Below are 16,526 nucleotides of genomic sequence, written 5' to 3'. Positions count from 1 at the left end.
AGACAGTACTCAGGAAGAAAAACACAAGGTGATCTTCACCACAATCACAACGATTGTTCAACAACGCCCTACTCACGCGTCAAGCGGGCCGGAGCTGCGGTCCCCGCGCACGCGCTTGAGCACATTCTCGGCGGATATCAGGCACATCGGCACACCCACCCCGGGCACCGTCGTCGCGCCGGCGTAGTACAGGTTGCCCAGCTTCCGGCTCCGGTTACGCCCGCGCAGGAACGCGGACTGCCGCAGCGTGTGCGCCGGCCCGATCGACCCGCCCGACCACGCGTGGTATCGCTCCGCGAAGTCCGCCGGCCCGAGCGTTCGCTTAACGACGACCCTCCGGCCCAACCCGTCATCCCCACACACCCGCGCGACCTGTTCGACCGCCGCGTCGGCGATGCGGCGCACCTGCTCGCTCGCCTCGCCCCGGTACATGTCGCCGTGGCCGACCGCCTCGTCCGCCGGCACCGGCACGAGGATGAACAGGTTCTCGCAGCCGCGGGGTGCGACGGACGGGTCGGTGGCGCTCGGCTTGCACACGTAGATGGAGCGCGAGGCCCCGAGCGGGCGCGACGGCACCGGCCCGTCGAAGACCGCGTCGAAGTCCTCCGACCAGTCCTCGCTGAACAGGAAGTTGTGGTGAGCCAGCCGCGGCAGCGCGCCCTCGACGCCGAGCATGACGAGCACCGTGCCCAGCCCCGGGTCGCGCGGGGCGAAGTAGCGCTCGCGGTAGGTGCGCTTGCGTTGCGGCAGCAGACGCGTCTCGGTGTGGTGGAGGTCCGCGCAGGAGACGACGAGGTCGGCGGGGACCGTGAGGCCGTCGATAAGCGTGACGCCCGTGGCCCGTCGCCCGGAGTACGCGATGGCGGCGACCTCGGCGCCGAGGCGGAACGTCACGCCCTGCTCGAGGCACAGCGCGTAGAGGGCGTCCGTCACGGCGGCGAACCCGCCCTGCGGGTAGCGCACACCCTGCGTGAGGTCGGTGTGGCTCAGCAGGTGGTACATGCTCGGCGTGCGCTCCGGGCGCGAGGAGAGGAACACCGCGGGGTAGGTGAGCATCTGGCGCAGTCGGGTGTCGGCGAAGCTCCGCGCGGCGAAGCGGTCGAGCGGCTCGGCGAGGAAGCGGGCGAGCCGGCGGTAGTTGCCGCGCAGGGCCTTGAGCGGCGCCGGGGAGCTGAACGTGGTGTAGAGGAAGTTCTGGGTGGCCAGGTCGTAGGTTTCCGCAGCGCTGTCGAGGTACGCCCGCAGCTTGTCGCCGGCGCCGGGCTCGATTGACTCGAAAAGCGCGGCGGCGTTCTTGCGGCCGGAGGTGACGTCGATGGGCTCGCCGCGCTCCGGGAAGAGGCGGTAGGCCGGGGTGAGCGGGACGAGGTCAAGCAGGTCGTCCGCGCGCTTGCCAAAGAGGCCGAAGAAGTGGTCGAACGCGTCCGGCATGAGGTACCAGCTCGGGCCGGTGTCGAAGCGAAAGCCGTCGACGGTCTCGCTGCCCGCGCGGCCGCCGACCGTGGGCAGCTGCTCCACCACCGTCGTGTCCATGCCCTCGCGCGCGAGCAGCGCGGCGGTGGCCATGCCGGCGATGCCCGCGCCGATGACCACGGCGGATTGCGTCATCGCTGCCCCGCGATCGCCCGCGCCGTGAGCACGAGCTTGCGGTGGTTCGGCACGCAAATGCGTGTCGACGCCAGCTCCGCCGCCGGCGCCGCCTCAATCATCTCGTTGAGCTCGCGGAACAGCGCCTCCGCGGCCGCCACTCCCCCGCGCGCGGACCGCGGCAGGAGCGGGATCGCTTCGCGCGCTTGGTCGAGCTCGGCGGTGATGTGGGTGGTGAGGGTGTGCTTGAGTGCGTCGTCAAGCGGGCCCGCGAGGTACACCCGGCCGAGCTCGCGGTGGTCCTCCCCGTAGTCGCGCAGGAAGTTCACCTTCTGGAAAGCGCTGCCGAGCGCCCGCGCCCCGCGCTCCATCGTGGCGCGCTCGGCCGGCGCCGGACCCGCGCCGCGGAGGAAGACGGCGAGGCACATGAGCCCGATCGCCTCCGCGGAGCCATATATATAGGTATCCAGCTCCTCCGCGCTGTACGACGTCTGCGTCAGGTCCGCGCGCATGGAGGCGAAAAACGCGCGCACGTGGGCGTCGTCGAGCTCGCACTCCCGGTGCGTGCGGGCGTAGGCGTGCAGGACCGGGTCCGTGTGGAAGCGGTGGTGCGGGGCGTGGAGCACCTGCTCCTCGTACATGTCCAGGGCGGTCTCCGGGCACTCGTGCGCCTCGGCCGCCGTGCCGTCGACGAGCTCGTCCGCGATGCGCACCATGGCGTAGATGTTGCGGATGTGCTTCCGCTCCGGCTGGCCCAGCGCTTTCGCCGCGAGCGCGAAACTCGTCGAGTACGCCGCGATGACCTGCGCCGCGGCGCGGTCGCACATGCGGTCGTAGCGCGCGAGATTGGTTGCGGTCACGGTGTGGCAGTGTACCGCGCGGGTGCGGCCGGGAGGTGGGGGTGGTGGTGAGAGGGAATGAGGTCAATATTGTCCTCATTCCCTCTCGGCTATCCCCCCCTACGCTGGTCCCGTGCGGCTCGGCGGGGCCGGGGGCCCAAACCATGAGAACCAAACCATGAGAATGGCCGGTTTTGGGGGATTCTCATGGTTTGATTCTCAGGGTTTGCGGGCTGGCGCTCGGGAAGTCCGGGCGAAGCTGGCGTCGCAACGCAAAAGCTCCCTCCGCGTCTCGGAGGGAGCGATTGTGGAGCATAGGAGAATCGAACTCCTGACATCCTGCTTGCAAAGCAGGTGCTCTACCAACTGAGCTAATGCCCCGTGTGCCCGGGGGCACTGTGGGCCTAGCAGGAATCGAACCTGCGACCTCATCGTTATCAGCGATGCGCTCTAACCGACTGAGCTATAGGCCCTTTGAACGAAAAGAGATATTACAGAGACCCCAACACTCCTCCAAATCGCCAGCGTGAGGGGCCTTTGCGTAGCGACGACCACAGGCCCACCACGGCGGGGGTAATTTGCGGGGGTAGGGGTGCTGGGCGAAGTGGTGAACAATCCGGGACGAAGGTCGGATCATTGAACAATCCGGGCCGTTCAGCTGCGGATTCGGCGCCGCCAACGCGAGCCGGGGCGCGTCATGCGGGGAAACGCGCAGGTCAGCCCGCGCCTGCAACGAAGGGCTCGCGCAAACGCATAATATGCGCGTTTTATGCATTGTTCAACTATCCGGGCGCTACGGTCCGGCGATCGTTCAACAACCCGCGCGGGGCCCGGAACCGGGGGCGCGGATTGGTGAACAATCTGCAGCTCAATAGGGGCGAAAACGTTGAACAATCCGGAAACATTGTTCAACGATCGGCTATAAAATCGCGCCGGATTCCGCCGGGTTTACGTGCGCATAGTTGCTGCATAAACTCATGGCCGTCACCTGAACACTGGCATTGCACGTCACTTCCACCACACCAAAGGAGCCCCGGATGCGCGCACAGACCCGCACCGCAGTCGCCGCCGCACTCACCGCCGCTGTCGCTTTCTTCGGCATCGCCCCCACCGCCAGCGCCAACGAGATCCTCGTCGAGCCCGCCCCCGCCGCGGCCGACGAGCAGCGCCTCCCCGACGCCGACGGCGACGGCCTCCCGGACGAGTGGGAGACCAACGGCGTCGTCCTGCGCGACGGCACCGAGATCCCGCTGCCCGACTGGGGCGCGGACCCGCACCGCCCGGACCTGTTCCTCCAGCTCAACTGGATGGAAGACGGCAACGGTAGGTCGTTTGCCCCGTCCGCGGCGATCCTGCAGGACCTCGTCGACCTCTTCGACGCCCACGGCATCGCCCTCCACATCGACGCCGGCGACGTCTACACCAACATCCCGAACTACGGCAAGCCGTTCGGCGGCGAGACCCTCGCCTACACCCAGAACTACTTCGAGGGCCAGGTCCCGGCGGCGCGCCTGCTCAACGACATCGACCAGCGCCTCGGCGAGCGCCAGAACATCTTCCGCGTCGGCGTCATCGGCGACAACACCGAGCGTGGCAGCCTCGCCGTGGGCACCGCGCTGGTGAGCGACAACGCGTTCTACGTGGCCGCGGGCAAACTGGAGACCCAGGAGCAGCTGCGCAACGCCATCCTCCACGAGCTCGGCCACACCCTCGGCCTGCGCCACGGTGGCGCCCGCGAGGCTACCGGCACCGTGCACACCTCCACCCCGGTGAACCCGGACTACCGCTCGGTGATGAACTACCAGTACCTCACCTCCACCTTCAACTACTCGGAGAAGCCCTACACCGTGAACGGTGCCGAGGGCCCCGTCGCGGTCCCGGCCGACTGGGACGCGCTGCAGCTGCGCACCCAGCGCCTCGGCCACGCCGCGCAGTCCGTCGGCGCCCGCGCCACGAGCCACGGCGCCGTCGCGGCGGAGAAGAAGCCGCAGCGTAACGACGCCCCGAAGGCCACCCCCAAAGCCCCCACGACCACGACCACCACCCCGGCCGTGGCGGAGACCGCCACGACGGTGAACATCAACGCCGTCCTCGGCCCGGTCCTCGCGCTGCTCGCGGTCGCGGGCATCGGCGCCGCGGGCGTCTACGCACTCAACGCCCTCGGCGTGCTGAAGTAGCGGCTACTTGTTCGACATCGTGTAGCGCACGCCGCCGACAAGGTCGGCGACCGCGTTGTACAGGATCGCCGTGAGCGGCGCCATCACCGCGGTGAACACCACGCCGATGAGGCCGAGCAGCGCCGCCGCCGTCATCGCGAGCTTCATGTCCACCACCTGGTCGCCGCCCACGCCGCCGATGAGCGAGTTCACGGACTCCACCACCCCGGCGCGATCCAGCCCGTAGTAGACGAGCGCGCACGCGCCCATCCAGGCGATGAACCCGAGGAGCGCGAGCAGCGTCGCCACCTTGAAGACGGATCCCGCGCCAATGTTGCGCACCGTCACTTTGCGGACAGCCACGGGTTACTCCTCGTCCTCAGCGTCGGCGTCGGCGCTGTCGGCGTCGTCCCACTCGCCGGTGTAGCCGCGCTCGCCGGAGGCGGCGTCGTCAAGCGACTGCTCGAGCGTCTTCTGCCCGGTGGCCACGGCGGTGGCCTTCTCCTCGCCCTCGTCCTCGACGTTGCGGTCGATGGCGAGCAACTCGACGCCGTCGGCGAGGTCCACGAGCCGCACGCCCATGGTGGCGCGCGAGGACGGCCGGATCTGCGCGACCTCGGTGCGGATCACGCCGCCGGCGGAGGTGATGGCGAAGATCTGGTCTTCCTCCTCCACGGCGAGTGCGCCGATGAGCTTGCCGCGCTTCGGGGTGTACTTGAACGTCATCACGCCCATGCCGCCGCGGCCCTGCGCGTTGTATTCCTCGATGGAGGTGCGCTTGCCGTAGCCGCCCGAGGTGGCCACGAGCAGGTACTGGCCGTCGCGCGCGACCGTCATGGCGAGCAGCTGGTCGTCGCCGCGGAAGCGCATGCCCTTCACGCCGGCGGTGGCGCGGCCCATCGGGCGCAGCTGCTCGTCGTCGGCGGAGAAGCGGATGGCCTGGCCCTGCTCGGAGACGAGCAGGATGTCGTCGTCGTCGCCCACGAGCGAGGCGCCGATGAGCGCGTCGCCCTCGTTGAGGTTGATGGCGATGAGCCCGGCCGAGCGCGCGGACTCGTAGTCGGTCAGGCGCGACTTCTTCACGCGCCCGTCGCGGGTGGCCAGCACGAGGTACGGGGCGTCCTCGTAGGTGCGGATCTGGATGATCTGGGCGATCTTCTCCTCCGGCTGGAACTCCAGCAGGTTGGCCACGTGCTGGCCGCGGGCGGTGCGGCCCGCCTCCGGCAGCTCGTACGCCTTGAGGCGGTAGACGCGACCGAAGTTCGTGAAGAAGAGGATCCAGTCGTGCGTGGAGCAGATGAAGAAGTTCTTCACCACGTCGTCCTGCTTGAGCTCCGCGCCGCGCACGCCCTTGCCGCCGCGCTTCTGGCTCTTGTAGGCGTCCACCTTCGTGCGCTTCGCGTATCCGGTCGAGGTGATGGTGACCACCACGTTCTCGCGCGCGATGAGGTCCTCCTCGGTGACGTCGCCCGTCGAGGCGACAATCTGGGTGCGGCGCTCGTCGCCATACTTATCGACGATCTCTTTCAGCTCGTCGCCAACAATCTCGCGCTGCCGCTCCGGCTTGGCAAGGATGTCCTTGTAATCCGCGATCTGTTCCTCGATCGCGGCCAGGTCGTCCACGATCTTCTGGCGCTCGAGGGCGGCCAGGCGCCGCAGCTGCATGGCCAGGATTTCGTTGGCCTGGATCTCGTCGACGTCGAGGAGCTGCATGAGGCCCGCGCGGGCGTCGTCAACAGTCGGCGAGTTGCGGATGAGCGCGATGACCTCGTCGAGCGCGTCGAGAGCCTTGACCAGGCCGCGCAGGATGTGGGCGCGCTTCTCGGCCTCGTCGAGGCGGTACTGGGTGCGCCGGACGATGACCTCGATCTGGTGCTTGACGTAGAAGCGCAGCATCTGGTCCATGCGCAGGGTGCGCGGGACGCCGTCGACAATCGAGAGCATGTTCGCGGAGAAGTTCGTCTCCAGCGCCGAGTGCTTGTACAGGTTGTTGAGCACCACGCGCGGGACGGCGTCGCGCTTGAGCGTGATCACGATGCGCATGCCCACGCGGTCGGAGGACTCGTCCTCGATCTTCGAGATGCCCACCATCTTGCCCGCCGTGACCTGCTCGGCGATGTTGTGGATGAAGTTGTCCGGGTTGACCTGGTACGGCAGCTCCGTGATCACGATGACCTGGCGGGAGCCGATCTCCTCGATCTCCGTCACGCCGCGCATGCGGATCGAGCCGCGGCCCGTGGTGTAGGCGTCCTTGATGCCCTGGTCGCCGACGATGAGGCCGGCCGTCGGGAAGTCCGGGCCCTTCACGCGCTCAACCACGGCGTCGAGCGTGGTCTTCTCGTCCGCGTCGTGGTGGTCGAGGATCCACTGGATCGCGTCCGCGAGCTCGCCGAGGTTATGCGGCGGGATGTTCGTGGCCATGCCGACCGCGATACCGTTCGAACCGTTCATGAGCAGGTTGGGCACGCGGCTCGGCAGCACCGTGGGCTCCTGCGTCTTGCCGTCGTAGTTCGGCATGAAGTCGACGGAGTTCTCGCGGATGTCGCGCACCATCTCCATCGCCAGCGGTGTGAGCTTGCACTCCGTGTAACGCATGGCGGCCGGGCCGTCGTTGCCGGGGGAGCCGAAGTTCCCTTGGCCGTCGACAAGCGGGTAGCGCATGGACCACGACTGCGCCATGCGCACCAAGGTGTCGTAAATCGCTCTGTCGCCGTGCGGGTGGTAGTTACCCATCGTGTCGGCGACCGGCTTCGCGCTCTTCACGTAGGAGCGCTCCGGGCGGTAGCCGTTGTCGTACATCGCGTAGATGATGCGGCGGTGCACCGGCTTCATGCCGTCGCGGACATCCGGGAGCGCGCGGCCCACGATCACGCTCATCGCGTAATCGATGTAGCTGGTCTGCATCTCCTCGTTGATGTCGATGGGTTGGATGCGGTCGATGCCGCCTATCGTCTCGTCTGCCATAGTTGTGCAGTCTACCGGCCCTGAGCGCGGTTTCCGGGTTTGGCGGTGTACGGGCGTGGTATCAAAGTGGTATGGCGATGACACTGCGACTGACCGCGGACGAGGACAAGGCGCTCGTCCTGCTCGCCTCCGCGTGGGGATGCTCGAAGCAGGAGGCCGCCCGGCGCGCGGTGGTCGCGTCGGCCGCGCGGGTGCTCGACGAGGCGTTTGTCCGGTCCCTCGCCCGGGACCTGGTGCCCGAGTTCAAGGCCACCGAGTCCCGGGTGAAGCAGGCGCGATGAGGGGGCTCACCGCCGAGCAGCTCCTCGCCGCAGCCGACGAGTTCTGCGCCGCACACCGGGCGCAGATCCGGTCCTTTTCGGGCCTGGCCGCCTGCGCCGCGGTACCCGGGTCCCGGTTCCACGGGGTGCCCGTGTTCGACTCGGTGACCGCGGCGGCGGCGGCGCTGGCCGAGGCGGTCCGGGCGCTCGAGCCGCTCACCGCCGGCAACGCGCAGTTCGCGGAGGTCGCCGCGGAGGTGTACCGGCGCTGGGCCGGGTGAGGGCGGTGTGGATTTTTACAAGGCGCTCCCCTGCACCGCCCTGCTGCAGCGCCCCCACCCTTTACCATGTCACCCATGAAGCAATCCGCCGCCGCCGCGCTCGCCGCCGCCGCCGCCCTCACGGGAACCGCCGTCGCCGCAACCCCCGCCCACGCCGAACCGGCCATCTTCGAGCTGTTCTCGGGCAGCTCGTTGGGCTCGTCGAAGCCGGACTACTACCCCGACTACGACAAGGGCATCGAGGTCCCGGAGAAGCGCCCGCTTGAGAGCTCGTACACGGGCAACGCGCCGATCTCGCTGGGCATCGCGGTCCTGGCGACGCTCGCGACAATCCAGGTCATCGTCGATTTCGTGCCGCCGGTGCGCGCGGCGGTGGACGACATCGCGGCGCAGCTCAACCTCGCGCAGGTGCCGGGCTCGTCGGAGGGCAACCGCATCATCCCGGCCGACCAGATCAAGGCGTTCGTGCAGAGCTACATCGACGAGTACCTGCCCCAGAAGTAACCAGAAGTAGCGCCCTCCCACAGCCTATGTTACGGTTGTGGCCGTTGTGGTTGCAGCGACCTATGTGACCGGTGTGACGAAGCGAAGATAAGCGGGCACCGGTGGCGCTGCGGTGGAAGAGCTGCAACCAAGAACGGCCGGCAAAAGCCCGGCCGTTTTTCCAGTTAAACTGTCCGCATGACTGATCTTTCCAACCTCCTCTCCCCCGCCAACCGCTCGCAGGTCGTGCAGGAGCTCACCCGGCTCGTCGACACCACCGTCTCCCGCCAGTCCGGGCTCACCGGCATGGCGCTGAAGTCCGCCGTCGCCGCGGGCAAGAAGGCGGATGCGGATGCGATTCCGAAGGGCGTCGATAAGTTCCTGCCCCAGATCGTCGACGAGCTCGGCCCCTACTGGAGCGCCTACACCGCCTCCGGCCAGCAGGGCTTCGGTCAGTTCCTCTCCGGGCGCGAGGACGAGGTGGTTAAGTCCATCCTCGACGCCGGCGACAAGCAGGTCGACTCCATGCCCGGCCCGGTGAAGAAGGCCTACTCCACCCTCCGCGGCAAGGCCGCCAAGATCGTCGGCCCCGCCATCCCGGAGTTCGGCGACATCGTGGAGCGGTTTGCGTAACGACGTCGCAAGCGCCTACACGTCGAGGAAGCGGACGTCCTTCGCGCGGCGGGTGATAAACGAGCGGCGCGCGGCCACGTCGTCACCCATGAGGATGGAAAACAGCTCGTCGGCGCGCTGCGCGTCCTCGATGTCCACGCGGCGCAGGATGCGGGTCTCCGGATCGAGCGTCGTCTCCCACAGCTCCTTCGGGTTCATCTCGCCGAGGCCCTTGTAGCGCTGGATGCCGTCGTCGGTGTTGATCTTGCGGCCCTCTTCGAGGCCCTGCGCGAGCAGCGCGTCGCGCTCGGCGTCGGAGTAGGCGTAGCCCGGCTCGCCCTTGCCCCACTTCAGCTTGTACAGCGGCGGGTTGGCCAGGTAGACGTGGCCGTGCTCGACGAGCTCCGGCATGAAGCGGAACAGCAGCGTGAGCAGGAGCGTCGCGATGTGCTGGCCGTCGACGTCCGCGTCCGCCATGAGCACGATCTTGTGGTAGCGCAGCTTGGCGATGTCGAACTCGTCGTTAATGCCAGTGCCCAGCGCGGTGATGATGGCCTGGACCTCGGCGTTCTTGAGCACGCGGTCCATGCGCGCCTTCTCCACGTTGAGGATCTTGCCGCGCAGCGGGAGGATCGCCTGGTACATGGAGTCGCGCCCGCCCTTCGCGGAGCCGCCCGCGGAGTCGCCCTCCACGATGAACAGCTCGGACTTCGACGGGTCCTTCGAGCGGCAGTCCGCGAGCTTGCCCGGCAGGCCGCCGAGGTCGGTGGCGGACTTGCGGCGCACGAGGTCGCGGGCCTTGCGGGCGGCCTGGCGGGCCTGGGAGGAGGACACCGCCTTGTTCACGATGGCCTTCGCCTCCGCCGGGTTGGCGTCGAACCAGTCGGAGAGGTTCTCGTTCACCGCGCGCTGGACAAATCCCTTGACCTCGGTGTTGCCCAGCTTCGTCTTTGTCTGGCCCTCGAACTGCGGGTCGGCCACGCGCACGGAGACGACGGCGGCGAGGCCCTCGCGGCAGTCGTCGCCAGTGAGGTTCGGCTCCTTGTCCTTGAGCAGCTTGTGGTCGCGCGCGTAGCGGTTCATCAGCGAGGTCAGCGCGGCGCGGAAGCCCTCCTCGTGCGTGCCGCCCTCGTGGGTGTTGATGGTGTTGGCGAAGGTGTGGACGGATTCCTTGTAGGACTGGTTCCACTGCATGGCGATCTCGGCCTCGAGCCCATCGCCCTTCTGGTCGAAGCCGATGATCGTCGGGTGGATCGCCGTCTTCGACTTGTTCAGGTACTCGACGTAGTCGATGAGCCCGTCCGGGTAGTGGTACGTGACCTTCTTCTCGCGCTTCTTCTTCACGTCGGGCGCGACCTCGTCGCCCGGCTCGACCGGGTCACCGTCGCCGTCCTGGTCCACGGAGGCGGCGTCGACGGTCTCCACGGTGTCGTCGAACGAGTCGCCGTCGATGAGCGCGGCGGTGTCGCCCTCCTCCGCGATGGCCTCGAGCTCGAGCTCCTCGTCGCTCACGCGCTGGTCGGTGAGGGTGATGGTGAGGCCCTTGTTCAGGAACGCCATCTCCTGCAGGCGGCGCGCGATGGTGTCGTAGTTGAACTCGACGGTCTCGAAGATCTCGGCGTCCGGCCAGAAGCGGATGGTCGTGCCGGTGCCGCGGGCATTACCGCCCTCGACGAGCTCGTCCGGCACCGCCATGTCGAAGTTCTGGATCCAGTGCTTGCCGTCGCGCTTGATGTCCGCCTCGACGCGGGTGGACAGCGCGTTGACCACGGAGATACCCACGCCGTGCAGGCCGCCGGAGACCGCGTAGGACTCCGAGTCGAACTTACCGCCGGCGTGCAGCTGCGTCATCACGACCTGCACCGTCGGGGCGCCGGAGGGGTGCATCTCCACCGGGATGCCGCGGCCGTTGTCCACGACCTCCACGCCGCCGTCGGCCAGCAGCGTCACGTCGACGCGGTCGGCGTAGCCCGCCATCGCCTCGTCGACGGAGTTATCCACGACCTCCCACACCAGGTGGTGCAGGCCGCGCACGCCCGTCGAGCCGATGTACATGCCCGGACGCTTGCGCACCGCCTCCAGGCCCTCGAGGATCGTGATCGACGACGCGTCGTAATGGGGTTGCTGCTCTGCCACGTTCGGAAAGCTCCTCCATGCGTGAAATGTGGGCCGAAGGCCCGTTGAACCCGTCTCATCTTACACGGTGAGGGGGAGATTACGGGCACCCGTCCAACCCGCGAGAGGGCGTTTCACGCGCGTTTTTACCGCCTCAGAGAATTGTCAACCCGTCGAGAAATTCCTGCTGCTGCTTCATCACGCTCTCGAAGCGGTTACCCGTACGTGTCGCGCGGGCCCCTCCCCTTCACGTGCAGCGGCCCGTATCGCCAACTCTTCGTCCGCGGCCCGTACACGTGCAGCTTCGTCACCACGTCCGGCCCCACCTTCGCGGCGATCGCGGCGAGCACCTCGCGCTGAATGTACTTCATCTGCGTCGCCCAGGCCGTGGAGTCGCAGCTCACGTGCACCTCGCCGCCCTTGATCATCTCCACGTGCGTGTGCTGCGCGATCTTCGCTCCGACGAGCTCGTCCCAGTGGCCCATCACCCAGCCGTGCGCCATCTTCTCGGTCCAGTCGCGCTTGCGGATCTCGCTGCCCAGCAGCGCGCCGAACGAGCTCACCTTGTACCCGCGCGGCAGCGCCCGTCCGTCGGCCCCGGTGGGGATCCCCCGGACAGTTGCGTGACGACGTTCCTCCGGCAAGTCCAGCCCGGGCACCGTCACCTGTGGTCCGTCGGTAAGCGAGGGTGTGTTGCGGCGCGGCACGACGGCGCTGCCCTGCCTGGACAGGTCCGGCAGGCGCACGCCGCGGCGCCGCGCGGTCTCGCGGAGGGTGTCGAAGGTCTGGCGCACGAGGTCACTCAATCGAGCTCACCCCGCTGACCATGGTCACGGCGTAGCGCGCGGCGACGGCATCGTCGAGGTTGCCGGGCAGATCGTCGCCCACGGCCGCGGTGACGAGCACCTGCTCGGCGCCCGCGGCGACGTGGACGAGGCGCTCCCGGCGCGCGGCGTCGAGCTCGGCGAAGACGTCGTCGAGGATGAGCACCGGGTCCGAGCCGCCCGCGGCGAGCAGCTGGTACTCCGCGAGGTGCAGCGCGAGCGCGAACGACCACGTCTCCCCGTGCGAGGCGTAGCCCTTCGCGGGCTGATCGCCGAGCATGAGCGCGAGGTCGTCGCGGTGCGGGCCGACGAGCGTGACGCCCCGGTCGATCTCCTCCTTGCGGCGCCGGCCCAGCTCCGCAAGCATCGCCGCCTCGAGCACCGCCGGGTCGCGCGACGGGCCGCCGGCGAGCTCGCGCACCGCGCCCTCGAGCGTCGACGCGTACGCGATCGAGGCCGGGCGCGACTCCGGCGCGACGGAGCGGTAGGCCTCGGCGACGGGCTCCGCCAGCGTATCGACGAGCTCCATCCGGCCCGCCACGACCTGCGCGCCGAGCGCCGCGAGCTGGCCGTCCCACACGTCGAGCGTGGACAGCGCGCTCGCCCCGTCCTCGTCGCCGTAGCCGCGGCGCAACGCCATGTTCGAGTGCTTGAGCAGGGCGTTGCGCTGGCGCAGCACCTTCTCGTAGTCCGCCCGGGCCCCGCCGAGCCGGGGCGTGCGCTGGGCCGCGAGGTCGTCGAGAAACCTGCGGCGCTCCGCCGGCTCGCCGTTGACGAGGCGCAGGTCCTCGGGCGAGAACATGACCACACGTAGCACCCCGAGCAGCTCGCGGGCGGACTTGAGGCGCGTGCGGTTGATCTGTGCCTGGTTCGCGCCGTGGGGCTTGATGAGCAGGTGGGTGGTCAGCTCGCGCCCCTCGTTTACCGTCGTGGCGGAGACGCGGGCGTTGTCGGCTGCGGCGTTGATGAGCGGAGCATCCGTCGATACGCGGTGGCTCGAGAGCTTGGACGAGTAGTGCACCGCCTCAACGATGTTCGTCTTGCCGTGCCCGTTGCGGCCAGCGAAGACCGTGACCCCCGGTTCGAGCTTGAGGTTCAGCTCGGGCCACGAGCGGAAATCGCGCAGGTCGAGCTCGCGCAGGTACATGCTTAGCCCGGCAGGCGCACCGGCATGAGCAGGTAGGTGAAGTGCGTCTGCGGCGTCGGGAACGCGCCGTCCGCGCCCTGCTCCGGCATCTGCTCCGGCTGCGGGACCATGATCGCCGGGCGGGAGGCCTCGGTAAAGCCGAAGAGCACGTGGTCGGTGCCGATGACGGCCAGTCCCTCGCGCAGGTAACCCGCGTTGAAGGCGATGAGCAGCTCGTCCGCGCCGGAGAAGTCGGCGTGCATCGTCTCCTGCGCCGCGCCGGAATCCGCGCCGGAGGAAAAGAGCGTGAGCTCGTCGCCACGGAACTGCATGCGGATCTGGGCGTTGCGGTCCGCGACCAGGCTCACGCGGCGGATCGCCTCAAGCAGCGGGGCGACCTCGATGGAGGCGATCGAGGTATGCGTCTTCGGCAGCAGCGGCGCGACGTTCGGGAAGTCCGCGTCGAGCATGCGCGTCGTGGTCTCTCGATTGCCGGTGTGCAACCCGAAGAGGCCATCGCCGCCGATGTTGTCGCCCGCGCCGACGGCGATCTCCACCGGCTCGTCGAGGGAGGTGTCCAGCGTGCGGGCGTTGTCCAGCAGCGTCTTCGCCGGGATGAGCAGGTCCGCCTGCACGCCCGGCGCGGCCGGCTCCCACGTGAGGTGGCGCTGCGCGAGGCGGAAGCGGTCGGTGGCGGTGAGCTTGACGTTCTCGCCCTCGATCTCGACGTGGATGCCGGTGAGCATCGGCAGCGTGTCGTCGCGTCCCGCGGCGGCGGCGACCTGGGTCACGGCCCCGGTGAGCGCGGCTGGGGAGATCTTGCCGGTGACCTCGGGCAGGGTCGGCAGCTGCGGGTAGTCGTCGAGCGGGACGAGCGGGAGCTCGAAGCGCGACGAGCGCGCCTTGAGCGTCATCACCTTGCCGTCCGTGGTCACCTCGATGGCGTCGCTCGGCATCGTGCCCACGATGTCGGAGAGGAGCTTGCCGGCCACGGCGACGCGACCGGGCTCGTTCACCTCGGCGCCGATGCGCACCCGCGAGGAGACCTCGTAGTCGAAGCCCGCGAACTCCAGGCCGTTGTCGTCGGCTGTGATCACCACGGCGCGAAGCACCGGCTGCGTGGTCTTCGTGGGCAGGCTGCGCGCGACCCACGAGACGGCGTCGGCGAGCTCGTCCTTGTGCACGCGGAACGACACGTTGGTTTCCATGATGGCGCGGGCCCCCTTCGTCGTTGGGCAGTCGTTGGGCTGTCGTTGGGCAGATGCGATTCGCAACCACTCTACATTTGTCATTCTCGGCGGGTTTTCACACGCTCTGTTTCTACAGGTTGAATTACAAGTAAATAGAGGGGAACAACAGTAGGTGTTGGGGAAACTGTGGAATTCACCGTTCCGGGGCCGGTCGCCCGGCGTGTCGGCCGTGTGATTCGGGGTGTGGATAACTTGTGGATAAGTCGGCCCCTCTGTGGATAATTCCCCGGCGGGGTTGAAATTACACACTCAGGCGCCGGGTGATCCACCGGCTATGCACACGCTGTCCCCAGCCAGGCGGCGCCTGTGATTTTCGGAAATGTGACTCAGGTCGCCGAGTTACACGGCCGTAATTACACAGGTGTGGATAGGGCTGTGGATGCGCGCTGAACTATTCCGCGTGACCGGAGCGGCGACCTGGGAAAACTGAAGAATTCCCGCTGCGGAGAGGGAATAGTTCACCGAGCCCCTACCGCCCCCGGGTGCGGGCGCGGTTCTTCACCACCTGCGTGAGCTCCTGGATCTCGTCGTAGGTGCCGCGGTTTTCCGTCATCTCCTTGCGAATTTTCCTGTCCGCGTACATGACGGTCGTGTGGTCTTTGCCGCCGAACTCGTCGCCAATCTTCGGCAGCGACAGCTCGGTGAGCTCGCGGCAGAGGTACATGGCGATCTGGCGGGCGTGCGCCACCTGCCGCGTCTTGCCGGCGCCGACGAGCTGATCGGGCGAGACCTGGAAGTACTCGGCCGCGGCGTCCTTGATGGTGGCGGCGGTGATGTTCACGTCGCCCTCGTCGGGGAGGATGTCGCGCAGCGCCACCTGAGCGACGTCCATCGTGATCGGCTCGTTGATGAGGGACGAGTACGCCGAGACGCGGATGAGCGCGCCCTCGAGCTCGCGGATCGAGGACTCGAACTGCGAGGCGATGAGCTCGAGGACCTCGTGGTCCACCTGGGTGCCGTCGGCGGCCGCCTTCTTCATCAAGATGGCGATGCGGGTCTCCAGGTCCGGCGGCTGGACGTCGGTAATGAGCCCGCCCTCGAAGCGGGTGCGCAGACGGTCCTCGAGCGTGGTCAGCTGCTTCGGCGGCCGGTCCGAGGAGAGGATGATCTGCTTGTTCGCCTGGTGCAGCGCGTTGAAGGTGTGGAAGAACTCCTCCTGCGTGCCCTCCTTGCCCTCGAGGAACTGGATGTCGTCGACCATGAGGATGTCCAGGTTGCGGTAGCGCCGCTTGAAGGACTCCTGCCGGTCGTCGCGCACCGAGTTGATGTAGTCGTTGGTGAACTCCTCCGAGGAGACGTACTTGATGCGCAGGCCCGGCTGCAGCACGCGCGCGTAGTTGCCGGCGGCGTGGAGCAGGTGCGTCTTACCCAGGCCCGAGCCGCCCCAGATAAATAGCGGGTTGTAGGCCTTCGCGGGGTTCTCGGCGACGGCGACGGCGGCGCCGTTGGCGAAGCGGTTCGAGGAGCCGATGACGAAGTTTTCAAACGTGTACTTCGGGTTGAGGCTCGCCTCGCGGTCAGGGTCGTGCGCCGGCTTCTCGCGCGGGATGCGGCGGTCCACGGTGGGGTGGGCAGTTGCGTCTCGACGTCGTCCCGCCACCTGCGCCGCGTGCATCTGCGCCAGCTCGTCCAGGCCCATCGGGATCTGCTCCCCCGCCGGCGCGGTGGCCTGGGACTTCGTAGTCTCCCAGGCGAGCTCCGGCTCGGGCACCGGTTCCGGATCAGGCTCCGGTTGGGGTTCCGGTTCCGGCGCGGCGACGGAGACGGCGAGGTTGTAGGGCTGGCCGGTGTGAGAGGACAGCAGCGCGGTGATGTGCGGGGCAAGGGACTCCTCCACCACACTCTTCGCGGCCTGGTGGGGCGCGGAGAGGAGGGCGTAGCCGTCGACAAGCACGACCGGCTTCATGAGCCGGAGGTAGGCGCGCTGTTGTGGGGTGAGCGTGGGTACCGAGGAGGTGGGTTGCTCGGAGAGGCGCACGAGCTCGTCGACGACGCCACGCCACAGGTCCTCGAGGTGTTGATCGGCCAC

Annotated in this window: 14 protein-coding genes and 2 tRNA genes; 5 read left to right on the top strand and 11 right to left on the bottom strand. The window is 68.1% G+C overall.

The window, feature by feature from the left end:
- Positions 1–72 precede the first annotated feature (72 nt).
- The 4 genes from crtI to CJEDD_RS00065 all read right to left on the bottom strand — a co-directional run bounded on the left by crtI (position 73) and on the right by CJEDD_RS00065 (position 2,899).
- Positions 73–1,608 carry a phytoene desaturase family protein gene (gene crtI / locus CJEDD_RS00080; RefSeq protein WP_042405309.1) on the bottom strand — a complete coding sequence of 512 codons (1,536 nt, stop codon included), beginning with the start codon at positions 1,606–1,608 and terminating at the stop codon, positions 73–75.
- Positions 1,605–2,447: a phytoene/squalene synthase family protein gene (locus CJEDD_RS00075; protein WP_232297660.1), complete on the bottom strand. Its 843-nt coding sequence runs from the start codon at positions 2,445–2,447 to the stop codon at positions 1,605–1,607. The genes crtI and CJEDD_RS00075 overlap by 4 nt, the downstream gene beginning before the upstream one ends.
- 287 nt (positions 2,448–2,734) lie before the next feature.
- Positions 2,735–2,807, bottom strand: a tRNA-Ala gene (locus CJEDD_RS00070).
- A gap of 18 nt (positions 2,808–2,825) precedes the next feature.
- Positions 2,826–2,899 (bottom strand) — tRNA-Ile (locus CJEDD_RS00065).
- Between the two features lie 564 nt (positions 2,900–3,463).
- Between CJEDD_RS00065 and CJEDD_RS00060 the strand changes: the two genes are divergently transcribed.
- Positions 3,464–4,603: a hypothetical protein gene (locus CJEDD_RS00060; protein ID WP_052333715.1), complete on the top strand. Its 1,140-nt coding sequence runs from the start codon at positions 3,464–3,466 to the stop codon at positions 4,601–4,603.
- Between the two features lie 3 nt (positions 4,604–4,606).
- Here CJEDD_RS00060 and CJEDD_RS00055 read toward each other — a convergent pair whose 3' ends face one another.
- The gene (locus tag CJEDD_RS00055; protein WP_042405313.1) at positions 4,607–4,945 is read right to left on the bottom strand and encodes a DUF3566 domain-containing protein; all 339 of its coding nucleotides are present in this window, start codon (positions 4,943–4,945) and stop codon (positions 4,607–4,609) included.
- A 3-nt stretch (positions 4,946–4,948) separates the two neighbouring features.
- Positions 4,949–7,546: a DNA gyrase subunit A gene (gene gyrA / locus CJEDD_RS00050; RefSeq protein ID WP_042405315.1), complete on the bottom strand. Its 2,598-nt coding sequence runs from the start codon at positions 7,544–7,546 to the stop codon at positions 4,949–4,951.
- 71 nt (positions 7,547–7,617) lie between these two features.
- On the opposite strand from gyrA, the gene CJEDD_RS00045 reads away from it, so the two are divergent.
- The 4 genes from CJEDD_RS00045 (at position 7,618) to CJEDD_RS00030 (ending at position 9,203) form a co-directional block, all read left to right on the top strand.
- Entirely contained in the window at positions 7,618–7,827 is a 210-nt protein-coding gene (locus CJEDD_RS00045) for a hypothetical protein (protein WP_042405317.1), read from the top strand.
- Positions 7,824–8,087 carry a hypothetical protein gene (locus tag CJEDD_RS00040; protein WP_042405319.1) on the top strand — a complete coding sequence of 88 codons (264 nt, stop codon included), beginning with the start codon at positions 7,824–7,826 and terminating at the stop codon, positions 8,085–8,087. The genes CJEDD_RS00045 and CJEDD_RS00040 overlap by 4 nt, the downstream gene beginning before the upstream one ends.
- Positions 8,088–8,162: 75 nt before the next feature.
- Positions 8,163–8,591: a hypothetical protein gene (locus CJEDD_RS00035; protein WP_042405321.1), complete on the top strand. Its 429-nt coding sequence runs from the start codon at positions 8,163–8,165 to the stop codon at positions 8,589–8,591.
- A 177-nt stretch (positions 8,592–8,768) separates the two neighbouring features.
- A complete protein-coding gene (locus CJEDD_RS00030) occupies positions 8,769–9,203 on the top strand; it encodes a DUF6918 family protein (protein ID WP_042405322.1) in 435 nt (144 codons plus the stop codon).
- Positions 9,204–9,218: 15 nt separating this feature from the next.
- Here CJEDD_RS00030 and gyrB read toward each other — a convergent pair whose 3' ends face one another.
- From gyrB to dnaA, 5 genes are all read right to left on the bottom strand, one after another.
- Complete coding sequence (gene gyrB / locus CJEDD_RS00025) at positions 9,219–11,318, bottom strand: DNA topoisomerase (ATP-hydrolyzing) subunit B (RefSeq protein WP_042405325.1); 2,100 nt, start codon at positions 11,316–11,318, stop codon at positions 9,219–9,221.
- Positions 11,319–11,512: 194 nt separating this feature from the next.
- Positions 11,513–12,103 (bottom strand): DciA family protein, encoded by a 591-nt coding sequence (locus tag CJEDD_RS00020; RefSeq protein ID WP_042405327.1) that lies wholly within the window; start codon positions 12,101–12,103, stop codon positions 11,513–11,515.
- Positions 12,096–13,268 carry a DNA replication/repair protein RecF gene (gene recF, locus CJEDD_RS00015; RefSeq protein ID WP_042405329.1) on the bottom strand — a complete coding sequence of 391 codons (1,173 nt, stop codon included), beginning with the start codon at positions 13,266–13,268 and terminating at the stop codon, positions 12,096–12,098. Before recF ends, CJEDD_RS00020 begins: the two co-directional genes overlap by 8 nt.
- Before the next feature lie 2 nt (positions 13,269–13,270).
- Positions 13,271–14,455, bottom strand: a complete 1,185-nt coding sequence (dnaN, locus tag CJEDD_RS00010; RefSeq protein WP_042405331.1) for a DNA polymerase III subunit beta — start codon at positions 14,453–14,455, stop codon at positions 13,271–13,273.
- Positions 14,456–14,966: 511 nt separating this feature from the next.
- Positions 14,967–16,526 (bottom strand): chromosomal replication initiator protein DnaA, encoded by a 1,560-nt coding sequence (dnaA, locus tag CJEDD_RS00005; protein WP_042405334.1) that lies wholly within the window; start codon positions 16,524–16,526, stop codon positions 14,967–14,969.

It is taken from the genome of Corynebacterium jeddahense (assembly GCF_028609865.1).
GTDB classification, from domain to species: domain Bacteria; phylum Actinomycetota; class Actinomycetes; order Mycobacteriales; family Mycobacteriaceae; genus Corynebacterium; species Corynebacterium jeddahense.
This window is presented reverse-complemented; position numbering and strand designations above follow the sequence as displayed.